This is a genomic window from Mesorhizobium sp. M0060, assembly GCF_040323155.1.
Taxonomy (GTDB): domain Bacteria; phylum Pseudomonadota; class Alphaproteobacteria; order Rhizobiales; family Rhizobiaceae; genus Mesorhizobium.
In genome coordinates this window covers 62,092-78,884 of the sequence record NZ_JAMYUP010000026.1, presented here as the reverse complement: position 1 = coordinate 78,884, position 16,793 = coordinate 62,092, and the positions used below count along the sequence as shown (strand labels likewise).

Annotated in this window: 14 protein-coding genes; 7 read left to right on the top strand and 7 right to left on the bottom strand. The window is 63.9% G+C overall.

What is annotated here, in order from left to right; translation table 11 throughout:
- Positions 1 to 358 precede the first annotated feature (358 nt).
- From NKJ94_RS22925 to lpdA, 4 genes are all read left to right on the top strand, one after another.
- The gene (locus tag NKJ94_RS22925; protein WP_352528093.1) at positions 359 to 1,591 is read left to right on the top strand and encodes a 3-methyl-2-oxobutanoate dehydrogenase (2-methylpropanoyl-transferring) subunit alpha; all 1,233 of its coding nucleotides are present in this window, start codon (positions 359 to 361) and stop codon (positions 1,589 to 1,591) included.
- A gap of 2 nt (positions 1,592 to 1,593) precedes the next feature.
- A complete protein-coding gene (locus NKJ94_RS22920) occupies positions 1,594 to 2,607 on the top strand; it encodes an alpha-ketoacid dehydrogenase subunit beta (protein WP_352528091.1) in 1,014 nt (337 codons plus the stop codon).
- A gap of 11 nt (positions 2,608 to 2,618) precedes the next feature.
- Positions 2,619 to 3,947: a dihydrolipoamide acetyltransferase family protein gene (locus NKJ94_RS22915; protein WP_352528089.1), complete on the top strand. Its 1,329-nt coding sequence runs from the start codon at positions 2,619 to 2,621 to the stop codon at positions 3,945 to 3,947.
- Positions 3,948 to 4,124: 177 nt separating this feature from the next.
- A complete protein-coding gene (gene lpdA, locus NKJ94_RS22910; RefSeq protein WP_352528087.1) occupies positions 4,125 to 5,519 on the top strand; it encodes a dihydrolipoyl dehydrogenase in 1,395 nt (464 codons plus the stop codon).
- Between the two features lie 245 nt (positions 5,520 to 5,764).
- On the opposite strand, the gene NKJ94_RS22905 is transcribed toward lpdA, so the two are convergent.
- A complete protein-coding gene (locus tag NKJ94_RS22905; RefSeq protein ID WP_352528085.1) occupies positions 5,765 to 6,868 on the bottom strand; it encodes a saccharopine dehydrogenase family protein in 1,104 nt (367 codons plus the stop codon).
- Positions 6,869 to 6,991: 123 nt separating this feature from the next.
- Here NKJ94_RS22905 and NKJ94_RS22900 point away from each other — a divergent pair, with 123 nt between their 5' ends.
- The 3 genes from NKJ94_RS22900 (at position 6,992) to NKJ94_RS22890 (ending at position 9,398) form a co-directional block, all read left to right on the top strand.
- Complete coding sequence (locus NKJ94_RS22900; protein ID WP_352528083.1) at positions 6,992 to 7,420, top strand: Lrp/AsnC family transcriptional regulator; 429 nt, start codon at positions 6,992 to 6,994, stop codon at positions 7,418 to 7,420.
- 355 nt (positions 7,421 to 7,775) lie between these two features.
- Positions 7,776 to 8,141 carry a RidA family protein gene (locus NKJ94_RS22895; protein ID WP_352528081.1) on the top strand — a complete coding sequence of 122 codons (366 nt, stop codon included), beginning with the start codon at positions 7,776 to 7,778 and terminating at the stop codon, positions 8,139 to 8,141.
- A 21-nt stretch (positions 8,142 to 8,162) separates the two neighbouring features.
- Complete coding sequence (locus NKJ94_RS22890; protein WP_352528079.1) at positions 8,163 to 9,398, top strand: amidohydrolase/deacetylase family metallohydrolase; 1,236 nt, start codon at positions 8,163 to 8,165, stop codon at positions 9,396 to 9,398.
- Positions 9,399 to 9,491: 93 nt separating this feature from the next.
- On the opposite strand, the gene NKJ94_RS22885 is transcribed toward NKJ94_RS22890, so the two are convergent.
- From NKJ94_RS22885 to NKJ94_RS22860, 6 genes are all read right to left on the bottom strand, one after another.
- Positions 9,492 to 9,878 (bottom strand): ester cyclase, encoded by a 387-nt coding sequence (locus tag NKJ94_RS22885; RefSeq protein WP_352528077.1) that lies wholly within the window; start codon positions 9,876 to 9,878, stop codon positions 9,492 to 9,494.
- A 17-nt stretch (positions 9,879 to 9,895) separates the two neighbouring features.
- A complete protein-coding gene (locus NKJ94_RS22880) occupies positions 9,896 to 11,683 on the bottom strand; it encodes an NAD(P)/FAD-dependent oxidoreductase (RefSeq protein WP_352528075.1) in 1,788 nt (595 codons plus the stop codon).
- A 145-nt stretch (positions 11,684 to 11,828) separates the two neighbouring features.
- Positions 11,829 to 13,862, bottom strand: coding sequence for an aldo/keto reductase (locus tag NKJ94_RS22875; RefSeq protein ID WP_352528073.1), 2,034 nt, complete (start codon positions 13,860 to 13,862; stop codon positions 11,829 to 11,831).
- A 57-nt stretch (positions 13,863 to 13,919) separates the two neighbouring features.
- Positions 13,920 to 15,017 (bottom strand): ABC transporter ATP-binding protein, encoded by a 1,098-nt coding sequence (locus NKJ94_RS22870; protein WP_352528071.1) that lies wholly within the window; start codon positions 15,015 to 15,017, stop codon positions 13,920 to 13,922.
- Positions 15,018 to 15,025: 8 nt separating this feature from the next.
- Positions 15,026 to 15,877 (bottom strand): carbohydrate ABC transporter permease, encoded by an 852-nt coding sequence (locus tag NKJ94_RS22865; RefSeq protein WP_352528069.1) that lies wholly within the window; start codon positions 15,875 to 15,877, stop codon positions 15,026 to 15,028.
- A complete protein-coding gene (locus NKJ94_RS22860; protein WP_352528067.1) occupies positions 15,874 to 16,734 on the bottom strand; it encodes a carbohydrate ABC transporter permease in 861 nt (286 codons plus the stop codon). The genes NKJ94_RS22865 and NKJ94_RS22860 overlap by 4 nt, the downstream gene beginning before the upstream one ends.
- Positions 16,735 to 16,793: the final 59 nt, after the last annotated feature.

The window sequence follows — 16,793 nt, the reverse complement described above, 5'->3', positions numbered from 1 at the left end:
CTTGCGTATGGGCGCGGTCCCCCTCTCGGTCGCGGCTTCGCCTAGCCACCTCTCCCCACTTTCGTGGGGCGAGGAACCCAGGCTGGCATGAAGCCGCGACCTCGGGCAGGACAGTGGGGCGCGAAGGAACTCGACCGAGCGATCCTGCCATAGGCAATACGTGCTCTTGCGCCAGACCAGGCGGGACCATTCGCCAAATTGCGCATGGCGGCGGAAGATAGACAAGAAATTTCGCCGCCATATCTGCATCTTGTCTGCCGGGGGAAGCAGCCTGCGATAGCGAAGCCCTGCCCGACGAATTGGCACTGCTTCGGCGGTGTGCAACTATCCTGTCGGGCAACAGTGGAGGACCGAGACCATGGCCGATGCCGGAATGTTGCGCTTCCATGTTCCGGAACCCGAGGTGCGGCCGGGCGGGACGCCGGATTTTTCGGATGTGACCATCCCCAAGGCCGGCTCGGTGCCGCGCCCGGAGATCGACGTCGATCCGCGCACCATCCGCGATCTGGCCTTCTCGATCATCCGCGTGCTCAACCGCGCCGGCGAGGCCGTCGGGCCGTGGGCCGGGCTGCTTTCCGATGAGGAACTGCTGGAAGGCCTGCGCCACATGATGACGCTGCGCAGCTTCGATGCGCGCATGCAGATGGCGCAGCGCCAGGGCAAGACTTCCTTTTATATGCAGCATCTCGGCGAAGAGGCGGTGAGCTGCGCCTTTCGCAAGGCGCTGGCGGCGGGCGACATGAACTTTCCGACCTATCGGCAGGCCGGCCTGCTCATAGCCGATGGCTATCCGATGGTCACGATGATGAACCAGATCTATTCGAACGAAGCCGATCCGCTGAAGGGCAGGCAACTGCCGATCATGTATTCGTCGAAGGAGCACGGCTTCTTCTCGATCTCCGGCAATCTGGCGACGCAGTACATCCAGGCGGTCGGCTGGGCGATGGCTTCGGCGATCAGCAATGATTCGAAGATCGCCGCCGCCTGGATCGGTGATGGCTCGACGGCCGAGTCCGACTTCCATTCGGCGCTGGTCTTCGCCTCGACCTACAAGGCGCCGGTCGTGCTCAATGTTGTCAACAACCAGTGGGCGATTTCGACCTTCCAGGGCATCGCCCGCGGCGGCTCCGGCACTTTCGCCGCCCGCGGCCTCGGCTTCGGTATCCCGTCGCTGCGCGTCGACGGCAACGACTATCTCGCCGTCCATGCGGTCGCCAAATGGGCCACGACACGTGCGCGCAGCAATCTCGGGCCGACGCTGGTCGAATACGTCACCTACCGCGTCGGCGCCCATTCGAGCTCCGACGACCCGTCCGCCTACCGGCCGAAGGCCGAATCCGACGCCTGGCCGCTCGGCGACCCGATCGTCAGGCTGAAGAACCATCTCATCCAGCGCGGCGTCTGGTCGGACGAACGCCACATCCAGGCTGAAGCGGAGATCCTCGAAACGGTGATCGCAGCGCAGCGGGAGGCCGAGCGCCACGGCACGCTGCATGCCGGCGGCAAGCCCTCGGCGCGCGACATGTTCGAGGGCGTCTATGCCGAGATGCCGCCGCATCTCAGGCGCCAGCGCCAGCAGGCAGGGGTCTGACCATGCCAAGGCGGACTATGATCGAGGCGATCCGCGACGCCATGGACGTGTCGATGGCGCGCGACGAGCGCGTCATCGTATTCGGTGAGGATGTCGGCTTCTTCGGCGGCGTTTTCCGCTGCACGCAGGGCCTGCAGGCGAAGTATGGCAAGAGCCGCTGCTTCGATGCGCCGATCAGCGAGGCCGGCATTGTCGGCTCGGCCATCGGCATGGCCGCCTACGGCCTGAAGCCTTGCGTCGAGGTGCAGTTTGCCGACTATGTTTACCCGGCCTATGACCAGATCGTCTCGGAGGCGGCGCGGCTGCGCTACCGGTCGAACGGCGATTTCACCTGCCCGATCGTGGTCAGGATGCCGACCGGCGGCGGCATTTTTGGTGGCCAGACCCACAGCCAGAGCCCGGAAGCGCTGTTCACCCACGTCTCCGGCTTGAAGGTCGTGGTGCCGTCGAACCCGCATGACGCCAAGGGCCTGTTGATCGCCGCGATCGAGGATCCCGATCCGGTGATCTTCCTGGAGCCGAAGCGGCTCTACAACGGCCCCTTCGACGGTCACCACGAGCGGCCGGTGACGCCGTGGTCAAAGCATGAGCTCGGCGAAGTCGCCGACGGCCACTACACGGTGCCGCTCGGCAAGGCGGTGATCCGGCGGCCGGGCGCTGCGGTCACCGTGCTTGCCTACGGCACGATGGTCTATGTCGCCCAGGCGGCGGCCGAAGAAACCGGCATCGATGCCGAGATCATTGATTTGAGAACGCTGCTGCCGCTCGACCTCGAGACGATCGTCGCCTCGGTAAACAAGACCGGGCGCTGCGTGATCGTGCACGAGGCGACGCTAACATCGGGGTTTGGCGCCGAACTTTCGGCGCTGGTTCAGGAGAACTGCTTCTATCACCTGGAAGCGCCGGTGGCGCGGGTCACCGGCTGGGACACGCCTTATCCGCATGCGCAGGAGTGGGACTATTTTCCCGGTCCCGCCCGGCTAGGCCGCGCGCTCGTCGAAACGATGGAAGCCTGAGGGGGAAGACGATGGGCGAATATGTCATCAAGCTGCCCGATGTCGGCGAAGGCGTCGCCGAGGCCGAGTTGGTCGAATGGCAGGTCAAGGTCGGCGATCTCGTGCGCGAGGACGCCGTGCTTGCCGCGGTCATGACCGACAAGGCGACGGTCGAAATTCCTTCGCCCGTCGATGGCGAGATCCTCTGGCTTGGCGCCGAGATCGGCGACACGGTGGCGATCGGCTCGCCAATCGTCAGGTTGAAAGTGGCCGGCGACGGCAATGTGGCGCCGGAGGATGCCAAGGCGGAAAAGGCTGCAAAGGCCGAGGCGCCGACAAAGGCAGCAGCCTCCAAACCCGAAGCCGCGACACCGGTCCTGAAGCCGTCGCCAAAGATGGCCGAGACACAAGCGAAACCAGCGCCGTCTCCGGTCGTACCGAAAAGCGCGTCGCAGCCCTCGGTCGCCCGTGCGCCGCGTCCGGAAGGCGAAAAGCCGCTGGCCTCGCCCGCCGTCCGCCTCAGGGCGAAAGAGGCCGGCATCGACCTTCGGCAGGTTGTGGGGAGCGGCCCGGCCGGCCGCATCCAGCATGAGGATATCGAGGCTTTCCTGGCGCGCGGACCGCAGCTCGCGAAGGTTTCCGGCCTTGCCCGCAACGAGACAATCGAGGACGTCAAGATAGTCGGCCTCAGGCGAAAGATCGCCGAGAAGATGACGCTGGCCAAATCGCGCATCCCGCACATCACCTATGTCGAGGAGATCGACGTCACCGCACTCGAGGATCTGCGCGCCGCGCTCAACAAGGAGAAGCGGCCGGGCGCAGACAGGCCGAAGCTGACGCTGCTGCCGTTCCTGATGCGGGCGATGGTCAAGGCGATTGCCGACCAGCCCAACCTCAACGCGCTGTTCGACGACGAGGCCGGCATCATCCACCAGCATGGCGGCGTGCATATCGGCATCGCCGCACAGACGCCTGCGGGGCTGGTGGTGCCGGTGGTCAAGCACGCCGAAGCGCGCGACATCTGGGACTGCGCAGCCGAGGTTGTCAGACTTGCCGAGGCGGCAAAATCCGGCACGGCGACGCGCGACGAGCTCTCTGGATCGACCATTACCATCACCTCGCTCGGCGCCATGGGCGGCGTCGCGACGACACCGGTGATCAACCACCCGGAAGTGGCGATCATCGGCGTCAACAAGATGATGGTCCGGCCGGTATGGGACGGCACGCAATTCATCCCGCGCAAGATGATGAACCTGTCCTCCAGCTTCGACCATCGCGTGGTCGACGGCTGGGATGCCGCGGTGTTTATCCAGCGGATCAAGACGCTGCTGGAAACGCCGGCGCTGATTTTTGTGGATTGAAGTAATGAGAACGTTCGCAAAGCCCCCCTCACCCGGCCTCCGCTTTGCTACGGCCACCCTCTCCCCGAGGGGAGAGGAGGTCGCCAGCGCCGGCGCCTGCCTCTTCTCCCCAGCGGGGAGAAGGTGGCCGCGAAGCGGCCGGATGAGGGGGCCTTTCTTCGCCAAAAAGAGCGTGACATGAAAGAAATCTCCTGCAAGCTGCTGGTCATCGGCGCCGGTCCGGGCGGCTATGTCTGCGCCATCCGCGCCGGCCAGCTCGGCATCGACACGGTTATCGTCGAGTTCGGCAGACCGGGCGGCACTTGTCTCAATGTCGGCTGCATCCCGTCCAAGGCGCTGATCCATGCGGCCGAGGAGTTCGAGAAGCTCTCGCATATGGCCGGCGGCAAAAGTCCACTCGGCATTGCGGTCGCAGCCCCTTCGCTTGATCTCGCCGTGACCATCGCCTGGAAAGACGGTATCGTTAGCCGGCTGAACAATGGCGTCGCCGGCCTGCTGAAGAAAGCGGGCGTGAAGACCGTGCATGGCTGGGCGAAATTCCGCGATGGCAAGACCGTCGCGGTCGAAACCGAGATCGGCGTGCAGGTGGTCCGCGCCGAAACGGTGGTGATCGCGACCGGCTCGGCGCCGGTCGAACTGCCGTCGCTGCCGTTCGGTGGCCCGATAATCTCGTCGACCGAGGCGCTGGCGCTGAGCGAAGTGCCGGAGAAGCTGGCGGTGGTCGGCGGCGGCTATATCGGGCTGGAGCTCGGTATCGCCTTTGCCAAGCTGGGGGCCAAGGTGACCGTGGTCGAGGCCTTGCCGCGCGTGTTGGCGCAATATGATGCCGAGCTGACCCGGCCGGTCCTCAAGCGGCTGGCCGAGCTCGGCATCGAGGTGCTCGTGGGCGCCAAGGCCAAGGGGTTGTCGACCAAGGGCGATGCGCTGCTGGTCGAGACGAAGGACGGCAAGAATGCCAAGATCGCTGCCGACAGGATTCTGGTCACCGTCGGGCGCAAGCCAGTGATCGAAGACTGGGGCCTCGAGCAGATCGACCTCGACCGGTCGGGGACATTCATCCGCATCGACGACCAGTGTCGCACCTCGATGCGCGGTATCTTTGCCATTGGCGACGTCACCGGCGAGCCGATGCTGGCGCACCGCGCGATGGCGCAGGGCGAAATGGTCGCCGAGATCGTCGCCGGCCACAAGCGCAGCTGGGACAAGCGAGCGATTCCGGCTGTCTGCTTCACCGATCCGGAGCTCATTACCGCCGGCCTGTCGCCGGAGGAGGCTAGGGGACTCGGCGAGATCAAGGTCGGGCTGTTTCCCTTCGCCGCCAATGGCCGCGCGATGACGAAGATGGGTGAGGATGGATTCGTCCGGGTTGTTGCCCGTGCGGACAACCATCTGGTGCTCGGCATCCAGGCTGTCGGCCAGGGCGTGTCGGAACTGTCGACGGCGTTTGGGTTGGCGCTGGAAATGGGCGCAACGCTGGAGGACATCGCCGGCACCGTCCATGCCCATCCGACACAGGGCGAGGGTTTTCAGGAAGCGGCGCTGAAGGCGCTTGGGCACGCACTGCATGTTTAGTTTGCGACGGTGGCAGAAATGTCTGATGCCGGCGGGACAGCGCCCCCCTCTGTCCTGCCGGACATCTCCCCCACACGGGGGTGTTTGGACCGGGGAGATCGGCCATCACCGGGGCTTTCGCCAATTTTCCAATGTCGTAAGAGTGAGCGAAGCGCCGAAGCTGCCAATCTCCCCCCTCGTGGGGGAGATGCCCGGCAGGACAGAGGGGGGCGCGAAGGATCGCCAACCTAACCTATTCCAGACAGTCACCCCGCAAGCCGACTAACCATCTCATGCTGCGCATAGGCCTTGCCAAAACGATTGGCGAGAAAGGCATCGAGCGCGATGTCCTCCTGCTTGATGAAGCCCCTGGTCGGCAAGCTGCCGTTGGCCAGCATGTCGAGCACGGCGCAAATGGCGGATGCTGTGGTGATCTGGATGGCGCTGCGCACCGTTTCGCCGACGCGCTTGGCGTAGATCTTGTTGGCGTAGGTCTCCTGCAGCAGGCGGCCGTTCTTGCGGCCGCTGACGGTGACGAAGACGATGACGACGTCCTGCAGCGTCGCTGGCAAGGCGCTTTCAAAGATGTCCTTCAGCACGTCGCGGCGGTGGCGCAGGCCAAGGTCGTTGAGCAGCGCCTTCATGATCGCGGCGTGGCCGGGATAGCGGATGGTGCGATAGTTCAGCGTGCGCACTCGGCCCTTCAGCGTTTCCGCCAGCGTGCCCAGCCCACCCGAGGTGTTGAACGCCTCGTAAGTGACGCCGTCGAGCGAGAATTCTTCACGCTCCTCCAGTGGCGGTACTTCCACCAGCTCGCCTTCGACGATCGCCTCGCAAGGCTCGCAATATTCGTTGATGACGCCGTCGGTGCTCCAGGTCAGATTGTAGTTCAGCGCGTTCGACGGGTACTGCGGCAGCGCGCCGACCCGCATGCGCACGCTTTCCAGCGTGTCGAAGCGGCTGGCGAGATCGTTGGCAACGATCGAGATGAAGCCCGGCGCCAAGCCGCATTGCGGAATGAAGGCGCTGTTGCCGGAGCGCGCCAGCTCCTTGACGCGCCTGGTGCTGACGACGTCCTCGGTCAAATCGAGATAGTGCACGCCGGCGCTGGCCGCCGCCTCGGCGATGCGCGTCGTCAGATGGAAGGGCGCGGCGCTGAGCACCGCGAACTTGCCGGCCAAGGCGGCTTCGAGGGTGCCGGCGGCTTCGATGTCGAGTTCCAGCGTCTCTACGCCGGCCGGGAGTTCGGCTATGCCGAGCTGCGCCGCCGAGCGGTCGACGAGGGTGACGTGATAGTCGCCCGTGGAAGCCAGCATCTCGGCAATGGTTGAGCCGATCTTGCCGGCGCCGACGACAATGATTTTCTTCATGACCGGTCCCTCGCACCAACGTTGAATTGATGGCTAGAATCGCAGCTTGCCTGTCGAAAGGAAGCGTGGGATTGTGCGAAACGCAGTCTCTCTTTGCACAATGTGCCGGCAAGGTTCGTCGAAATGCTTAGTGATGCCGACCAGGCCCTGCTTTCCCTGCTGCGCACCAATGCACGTGCCTCGACCGCCGAGCTGGCGCGGCGGCTGGGCGTGTCGCGGACAACGGTGCAGAGCCGGATCGAGCGGCTGGAACAGCGCGGCATCATAACAGGCTACGGCGTCAGGCTTTCGCCCGATTACGAACAGGGGCTGGTCAGGGCGCATGTCCTGCTCACCGTCACCCCCAAGCTCGCCGACAAAGTGGTGCGCAGCCTGCAGGCGCTGGGACAGGTTCGAACGCTGCACTCGGTCAGCGGCAATTTCGACATGATCGTCATCGTCGAGGCGCCCTCGATCAGGGATCTGGATACGCTTCTCGACCAGATCGGCGCCATGGACGGGGTCGAGCGGACGTCGTCCTCGATCATCCTGTCGACGCGGATCGATCGCTGACCGGCCTGATGTCGCGGGTTCAGAGACGCTGGCGGGACAGCGCCCCCCTCTGCCCTGCCGGGCGTCTCCCCCACAAGGGGGGAGATTGGCCGTCACTGCGGCTTTCGCCAATCTTCACCGTCGTAGGGATGAGCGGAGCGCCGAAGCTGCCGATCTCCCCCTCGTGGGGGGAGATGTCCGGCAGGGCAGAGGGGGGCGCGAAGGATCACCGAGCGCAGTGATCGTTCTGGCGCTCCCGCGGCAAAGCGATATAGGCTTCCAAGATGTTGGATGAGCCTCGCAGAGAGGCGGCGTCCTCTCGTGCCACACAGACAGATCGCGCAGTCGTACAAAGATTTCTAGACAGGAGGCCTCCTTGCCCAAGCAGTGTTTTGGAACGTCCCATGTGCCGTTGTCGCCGGCGGTCAGGGCCGGCGATTTCGTCTATGTCTCCGGCCAGGTGCCGGTCGGCAGCGACGGGCTGGTGGTCAAGGGCGGCATCGCCGAACAGACCGAGCAGGTGCTGTCGAACGTCAAGGCAGCGCTGGCGCTGGCCGGCTGCACGCTCGACGACGTGGTCAAGACGACGGTCTGGCTCGAGGACGCGCGCGACTTCGGCATCTTCAACACCGTCTATGCCAGGCATTTCCCGAAAGACCCGCCGGCGCGCACGACGGTGGAGTCGCGGCTTATGATCGACATCAAGATCGAGGTCGAGGCCGTTGCCTACAGGCCGGCCTGACGAGGAACGGAGACAGGCGCAATGCAATTCGATCTCCTGATAAAAGGCGGCCGCCTCATCGATCCGGCGTCCAGCCTCGACGCGCAACGCGATCTGGCGATTACCAACGGCCGTATCGCCGCCATCGACGCCGAAATCCCCTTCGAACGTGCAGCCCGCGTCATCGATGCCACGGGCTCAATCGTCGCGCCCGGCCTGATCGACCTGCACAGCCATGTCTATTGGGGCGGCACGTCGCTCGGCGTCGATGCCGACCGGCTCGCGGCGAAAAGCGGCACCACCACCTTCATCGATGCCGGAAGTGCCGGCGCCGGCAACTTTCTCGGCTTTCGCCGCCACGTCATCGAGCGCTCGAAAGTCCGCATCCTGGCCTATGTCAACATTTCCTTTGCCGGCATTTTCGGCTTTTCGCAGACCGTAGCGGTCGGCGAATGCAGCGACGTCAGGCTCTGCGAACCGCGCGAAACGGTGGCGGCGGCGCGCGAGCATCGAGACGTGGTAGTCGGCGTCAAGGTCCGTTCCGGTCGCCATGCCGGCGGCAGCAGCGGCATCGCCCCGGTCGATCTCGCGCTCGAAGCTGCCGACAAAGCCGGCCTGCCGCTGATGGCGCATATAGACGAGCCGCCGCCCGGCCGCTCGGAAGTGCTGCCGCGGCTGCGCAAGGGCGATATCCTCACCCACTGCTTCCGGCCGTTTCCCAACGCACCGGTCTTTGCCTCGGGTGCGGTGCGGCCGGACATGCGGCTGGCGCGCGAGCGCGGCGTCATCTTCGACATCGGCCACGGCATGGGTTCGTTCGATTTCGAGGTCGCCAAAGCGATGCTGAGCGAGGGGCTGGCGCCGGACGTGATCAGCAGCGACGTGCATCTCTACTGCGTCGACGGGCCGGCCTTCGACATTCTGGTCTGCATGTCGAAACTGCTGGCGCTCGGCATGCCGCTGGTCGAGGTGCTGCGCGCCGCAACACAGCGGCCGGCCGAGGCGATCGCAAGGCTCGATCTCGGCAGGCTTGCGGTCGGGGCGGTTGGCGACATAGCGGTGCTGCGGCTGCGTTCCGGTCGCTTCACCTTTGTCGATTCCGTCGGCGCATCGCTGGTCGCCGAGCACAGGCTGGTCTCGGACGGCATCGTGGTCGGCGGCACCTGGTGGCCGAACGAGGCGGTGGACGATCTCGGCGAAACCGAGCGCTTGGAAGCGCATGCGCACGACACCCATGTCGATATGGTGAGCCGGCATTTCGGACATAACCACGGCTGAGGTTTATGCCTGCGCTGCCGACTGGCTTCCAACCGCAACCTGCGGCATTTGCGAGCAATTGCGGTGGGGCGAGGGGCGCGATGATCCTTCGCGCTAAAGCTGAGCTTCAATGGCCGCCTTGTCGATGACAGACCATACTTCCACGATCTTTCCGCCGCGAAATTCGTAGATCACATTCTCGGCAAAGGAAACGCGCTTTCCGCTTACAGGTAAGCCAAGGAACGTTCCCTTTGGAGTGCAGTCGAAGCTTAGCCGGCTTGCGATGTAAGGTGGATCGGAAATCACCATCCGGATCTTAAAATAAAGATCCGGGATTTGGTCAAAATCTCTCTGCAGCATCTCGAGATAGCCTGACAACCCGACCGGCCGGCCGTTATGAATCGCTTCTTCATCGACGAACTGTCCCAGCGTCGGCCAGTCCTGCCTGTTCAGGCAGGCAATGTAATCTCGGTAGATGTCGGAGAGGTCGCTTTTGGTCATCGCAAGTCGCCCGTCTTCTACAAGGCCTGTCCCGGCGCTCCATAAACCGGCGTCGGAATGCCTTCCATGCGGGCCTTGATCTGCAGCGCCACGAATTTCGAATAGAAGCGCGACAGCGCCAGATTGCCGCCGTGGAACCACAGCGCTTGCTGCGCGGTCGGCTTCCACATGTTGCGCAATTCGCCTTGCCACGGCCCGGGATCGCCCGTGACGCCGGAGCCCAGCCCCCAGCATGGGCCGACCTTGTCGGCGACTTCGCGCGAGACGATCGCCGCCACTGTTTCGTTCATCGACTGATAGCCGGTGCAGGCGATGATCGCGTCGGCCGCCAGTTCCGTGCCGTCGTCGAAGAGGATGCCTGTCGGCATCAGCGACTTGATCCCGACGCCGCTGCGGATACCGATCTCGCCGTCGATGATCAGATCGCAGGCGCCGACGTCGATGTAGAAGCCCGAGCCGGTGCGGTAGGCCTTCATCAGGAGCCCGGTCTCGTCGTCGCCGAAATCGATGGCGAAACCGGCGCCGCGCAAACGGTCGTAGAAGGCCGCGTCGCGCGCCTTGATGATGTCGTAAAGCGCCCGCTGGCCTTGCGGCAGCAACGCGAAGGGCGTCGAGGCGACGATCATGTCGGCTTTTTCGGTGGTGATGCCGCGGGCCAGCGCCTTTTCCGAAAAGATCTCGAAGCCGACCTCCATCAGCGTGTCTGACTTGACCACCGTCGTCGGTGACCGCTGGACCATGGTCACCTCAGCGCCGCTCTCCCAGAGATCGACGCTGACGTCATGGCCGGAACTTGCGGCGCCGATGACGGCGACCTTCTTGCCGCGAAATTTCTCGCCGCTGGAATATTGGCTGGAATGCAGGATTTCGCCCTGGAAAGCCTCGGCGCCCGGCAGGTCGATCCGCCTGGGCGGGCCATAGGCGCCGGTCGCAAAGACGATGTGCCTGGGCTTTAGCATGATGCGCTCGCCGGCGCGATCGACCTCGACCGCCCAGATTTTTTCGGCGTCGTCATAGGACGCGCTGACGCATGTCGTGGAGGTCCAGTAATTGAGCTCCATGACGCGCGTATACATCTCTAGCCAGTCACCCATCTTGTCCTTTGGCGTGAACACCGGCCAGTTTTCCGGAAACGGGATGTAGGGCAGATGGTCGTACCAGACCGGGTCGTGCAGCACGAGCGAGCGATAACGGTTGCGCCAGGAATCGCCGGCTTGGGCGTTCTTCTCGATAACGATGGCCGGCACGCCGAACTGCCTGAGCCGCGCCCCCAGCATGATGCCGCCCTGGCCGCCGCCGATGACCAGGCAGTAGGGCTGCTGGCTGGCGCCGAGTTCCCGCGCCTCGCGGCGCCTCGCCTCCAGCCAGGTTTCGCGTTCCGGGTCTGCCTTGTGGCGGACACCCAGAGGCCGCGCCGGGCCCTTGCGCTCCTCGAAGCCCTTGAGATCGCTCATCGCCGTAAACAGCGTCCGGCATTTGCCGTCCTGCAGGCGCATGACGCCTTGGCCCCACGCCGATGACGTCTCGAAGGTGAACCACGCTTCGATCGTGCCTTCGTCCGAAGTGGCTTCGCCGCTGAGCTGCCACTGAGCAGGCTTTGTCGTCGCCAGTGTCGCCGCCAGCATGTCGCGGATCCCGGCGCGGCCTGCCATGGTTTTGATGTTCCAGGTGAAGGTCAGCAGATCGCGCCAGTAGCAGTCCTCGACGAACAGGTTGGTTGCGGCCTCGACGTCGCCCGCCTCGAGCGCCCGGGCAAAGGAACCGAGCCAGGTGGCAGCTTGCTTCGATGGTGCGATGTCGAGCATCTGTCTTTCCCTATTTCCAGCGACGTCGGCGCTGCCCTTTATCCTTATCCTCTCTCGCGAAGAACGGGGAGAGGATAGGTGAGGGCAGCGCGAACGGTCTGAAACTTAAGGGCACAGCGCAAGACTGACGCGACTGCCCCTGCCGTCAGGCCCGCGCGCGGGCCTGATCCGAACCGCTATCCAGCCATGCAAGATCGTCCGGCGAAAGCGAAATGTCGAGCGCCTGGAGACTGTCTTCCAGTTCGTCCAGCGTGCGCGGTCCGATCAGCGGGATAGATGGAAAGGGCTGCGCCAGGACGTAGGCGAGCGCGACGTGGATCGGGCTGTTGCCCAGCCGTTTGGCGAGCTCGATGGCGCGGTCGCGGCGGCCGAAATTCTTCTCCGAGTACCAGACCCGGACCAGCTCCTCATTATCGCGCCGGTCGCGGCCGGCGCGGTCGGTGAAAAAGCCCCGGCCCTGGCTCGACCAGGCGAAATTCGGCATCTGCCGGGCGGTCAGCCAGGCCTTCCATTCATCGCTGGAGGAGGTGACGCAGCCTGCCCAGATCGGCTCCAGCATCTCGGCCAATGAGAAATTGTTGGAAAGCGCGCCGGGCTTCTGCTTGCCGGTGCGCTCGGCATAGGCAATAGCCTCGTCCATGCGTTCCCTTGTCCAGTTCGAGCCGCCGAACGGACCGCGAATGCGGCCGGCCTTGACCTCGCGATCCATCGCATCGACGAATTCGTCGACCGGCACGTCCGGATCGTCGCGGTGCATGAAATAAACGTCGACATGATCGGTCTGCAGCCGGTCGAGCGACTGGGTGAGCTGCTTGCCGATGACATCGGGATAGCAGAGCGGCGAGTGCGCGCCCTTGCCGATGACCACCGATTGCTCGCGCACGCCGCGGTTCTTCAGCCATTGGCCGAGTAGCGTCTCGGTATAGCCGGCGCCGTAGACGAAGGCGGTGTCGAACAGATTGCCGCCCGCCTCGAAATAGGCGTCGAGCAGGATGGCGCCCGAGGAAAAGCTGCGGAAATCCTCGAAGCCGAGCGCCAGACACGAAGCCGGTCGCGGCAGACCTGGAATGCTGCGCTTGGGGATGGCGGTTCCGCCGGAGCGTAGCTTCCGTCCGGAGATCGTGTTGACGCGTTTTGCCGGTTTTTCGATGTCGTATTCGAGCCCGATGCTGGTCCGCCATTTGTCGAGCACGCGCAGATTGCCGAGACTGTCGGCCCAGCCCATGCCCGGCCAGGCGAACTCCTGCTTCCCCCCGAGAATGGCCTCGCCGGCGGCGTCGACCTCGAATGCATAAAGCCAGCCGTCTTCGCTGACCTCGACCACCTCGTTACAATCCGAACGGATGATGCGGATTTCGCCGGTGCCGCCTTGCTTGCCGCCGGCAAACCAGAAATCCGCGACCTCGATGCGGCCCTTGCTGCCAAGAATGCGCAAGACATTATCCTGCGCGAGCGAGATGCTGCAGGAGACTTCGGCGACGATGCCGCCGGGAAAATGCAGCAGCGCCGAGGCCCATTCGTCGACGCCGGACTGGCCGAGATGCGCAGCACCGACTACTTTGTCCGGCTCGGCGAAGGGCTTTCCCGCTGCGGCGCCGGCAATCAGCCGCGCCATCGAGACGGGATAGCCGCCGACATCGAGAATGCCACCGCCGGCGAGGTCCTTGGCGTAGAGCCGGTGCTCCGGCATGAAGCCCGGCATGGCGAAGCCGAAGCTCGACTTTATCATGCGTACATCGCCGATCGCGCCGGCCTTGACCAGCTCGACCAGCTTGGCCGTCTGCGGATGCAGGCGGTACATGAAGGCTTCGCCGAGAAAGGTGCCGGCCTTGCGCGCGGTATGGATCATCGCATCTGCCTCGAAGGCTGTCAGGCCAAGCGGCTTTTCGCAAAGCACATGCTTTCCGGCCTCGGCCGCTTTGATCGCCCATTCGGCATGGCTCGGATGCGGCGTCGAAATATAGATCGCGTCGACATCCGGATCGCCAAGCAAAGCCTCGTAGCCGTTGAGGATGCGGGCGCCGGGGAAATCTTCGGCGAGCCCGGCCTTGCCAGGATTGCGCGCGCCAATGGCGACCAATGTGCCGGTGCGCGAATGAGCGATGCCGCCGGCAAAGGCCTTGGCGATGTTGCCGGGTCCAAGAATGCCCCAGCGAACTTTTTCTGGTTTGGAAGTCATGTCAAATCTCCGTGGGGTGGCCGCGATCAATCGCGATCGGACAAAAGAAAAGATGGATTAGCGAATGCGTGCGCCGGTGGCGTCGAAGAGAAGCGAGCGGTCGGCCTTGATCGACACCATCAGGTCGTCGCCATTCGCGCGATACCGCGATGCCTCGCGCCCGATGATCAGTTCCTCGCGTCCGGCCCCGGTTCCGGAATTGGCATAGACATAGCTCACCGATCCCAAGTGCTCGGCGACGTCGGCCTTGACGGCAAGGTCGCAATCGCCCTGGCCGGCGTCGAAGAAATGCTCCGGCCGCACGCCAAGCACGACATCGCCGCCTATCGCGGGCAGGGCATCCGAAAGCGGCTTGCGCAGTCGCGCGCCGCGATGATTGACCAGCTCGATGACCGCCGCGCCGTCGTCGGCCCCGACCATTTTCGCCGCCAGAAAATTCATCTTCGGCGAGCCGACGAAGCCGGCAACGAAGCGGTTGGCGGGGTCGTCGTAGAGATCGAGCGGCGCGCCGATCTGCTCGATATTGCCGGCGTTGAGCACGACGATCCTGTCGGCCAGCGTCATCGCCTCGGTCTGGTCGTGCGTCACATAGACCATGGTAACGCCGAGCTCCTTATGGAGGCGCGATATCTCGACCCGCATCTGCACCCGGAGCTCGGCGTCGAGATTGCTGAGCGGTTCGTCGAAAAGGAACACTTGCGGCTCGCGCACGATGGCTCGGCCGATGGCGACGCGCTGGCGCTGGCCGCCCGACAATTGCCGCGGCCGCCGCTTCATCAGCTCGGCGATGCGCAGGATTTCGGAGGCCCGCTTCACCCGCCGCTCGGTGTCTGCCTTGGGGTTGCCGGTCATTCTCAGGCCAAAACTCAGATTCTGCTCGACCGTCATGTGCGGATAGAGCGCGTAGGACTGGAACACCATGGCGATGCCGCGCTCGGCCGCCTCGACGTCGTTCACCACCTTACCGCCAATGGCGATCTCGCCGTCGCTGATGTCCTCGAGCCCGGCGATCATCCTAAGCAGCGTGGACTTGCCGCAGCCGGAAGGGCCGACGAAGACGACGAATTCGCCGTCATCGATGTCGATATTGGCGCCGTGGACGATCTCGAAGACGCCGAAGCGCTTGACGACGTTTTTGAGTGTGACTGCCGCCATGCTGATCCTTACTTGATGGCGCCGGCGGCAATGCCGGCGACGAAATGGCGCTGCAGAAGCACGAACACGACGAGCATTGGCGCCGTCAGCATCACCGCGCCCGCCATGATGCCGCCCCAGGACACCTTTGTTAGACCGATCAGCGTGCCGAGCGCCACCGGCGCCGTCATCGCGCCCGGCTTGGAATTGATCAGCAGCGGCCACAGATAATTGTTCCAGGAGGCAAGGAACAGGATGATGGCGAGTGCCGCCAGCATCGGCCGCGCCAAGGGCAGGGCGACGAACAGGAATATCCGCCATTCCTTGACGCCCTCGACCTTGGCGGCGTCGAACAGCTCGTGCGGCATCATCGAAAAACTCTGCCGCATGAAGAGCACGCCCAGCGAATTGAACAGCGGCGGTACGATCAGCGCCACCCAGGTGTTGGCGAGCTTGAAGTCGCGCGCGACCATGATGAATTGCGGGATCAGCACGACCGCGTAAGGCAGGGTGATGGTGCCGAGGATGATGGCGACGACCATGCCCTTGCCGAAGAAGTTGTAACGCGCCAGCGCCCAGCCGGCCATCGAGGTCAGCATCACCGACAGGAAGGTGTAGGTGACTGCCACCGAGACCGAGATGCCGATGGCGCCGATGAAATTGGTGCCGCGCTGCAGATTGCTGACATTGTCGAGGAAATTGCCATGGGGCAAAAGCTCGATGTCGGGGCTGAAGATGCCGTTGTCGGGCATCGTCGAAAAGATCACCATCATCCACAGTGGAAAGAGCCAGATCAGCGCCAGCGGCGTCAGGAAGAGATGCAGCGCGATGCTGCGTCCCAATCTGGCTTGGGAACGGCTGACTTTGGAACGCGAGGTCATTTCGGTTCCCTCGTCAACCATATCTGCACCAGCGAAATCGCGATCGCCAGCCCGGCCATGGTGTAGGCGATTGCCGAAGCGTAGCCGAAATTGAGCGACCTGAAGCCCTGGCGATAAAGCAGCAGCCCGAGCGTTTCGGTGCCGCCGCCCGGCCCGCCGCGCTCGGTGATCAGGAACGGCTCGGTGAACAGCTGCATGGTGCCGATGATCGACAGCACGGCGCAGAACACGATGATCGGCTTGAGCAGCGGCAGCGTGATGTAGAAGAACTGTTTGACCTTGCTGACCCGGTCCAAGGTCGCCGCCTCGTAGACATCCTCGGGGATGGACTGCAGGCCGGCGAGCAGGATGATGGCGTTATAGCCGGCCCAGCGCCAGGTCACCGCGATCATGATGACCGCCATCGCCGGGGTGACGTTGGTAAACCAGTCGACACTGGGCAGGCCGATGCTGTTCAGCAATTTGTTGATGATGCCGTAGTCGAGATTGAACATCAGCCGGAAAACCGCCGAATAGGCGACCTCGCCGACCACGACCGGCGCGAAGAACGCAAACCGGAACAGGCCACGAGCCTTGAGCAGCGGCGAATTCAAAAGCACCGCCATCACAATCGCCAGCGAAATCATTACCGGCACCTGGATGACAAGGATCAGCAATGTGTTCTTCAAGGCATTGAAGAAAGCGGGATCGCCGATCAGCCGGGCCCAGTTGAAGGTCGGCGCGAACCGCCACGGCACGGTGCGCGTCGCCTGGAACGAGATCAGGAAGGAATCGATGATCGGCCACAGCCAGAAGATCGAAAAGATCAGCAGATAGGGCGCGAGGAAGCGATACGCCGTGGCGTTCTGGTAGCGCATCGTTTTCCTCCTTTCTATTCGAAAGTGCGACAGGTCTGCTCTCTTCCTTCTCCCCTTGT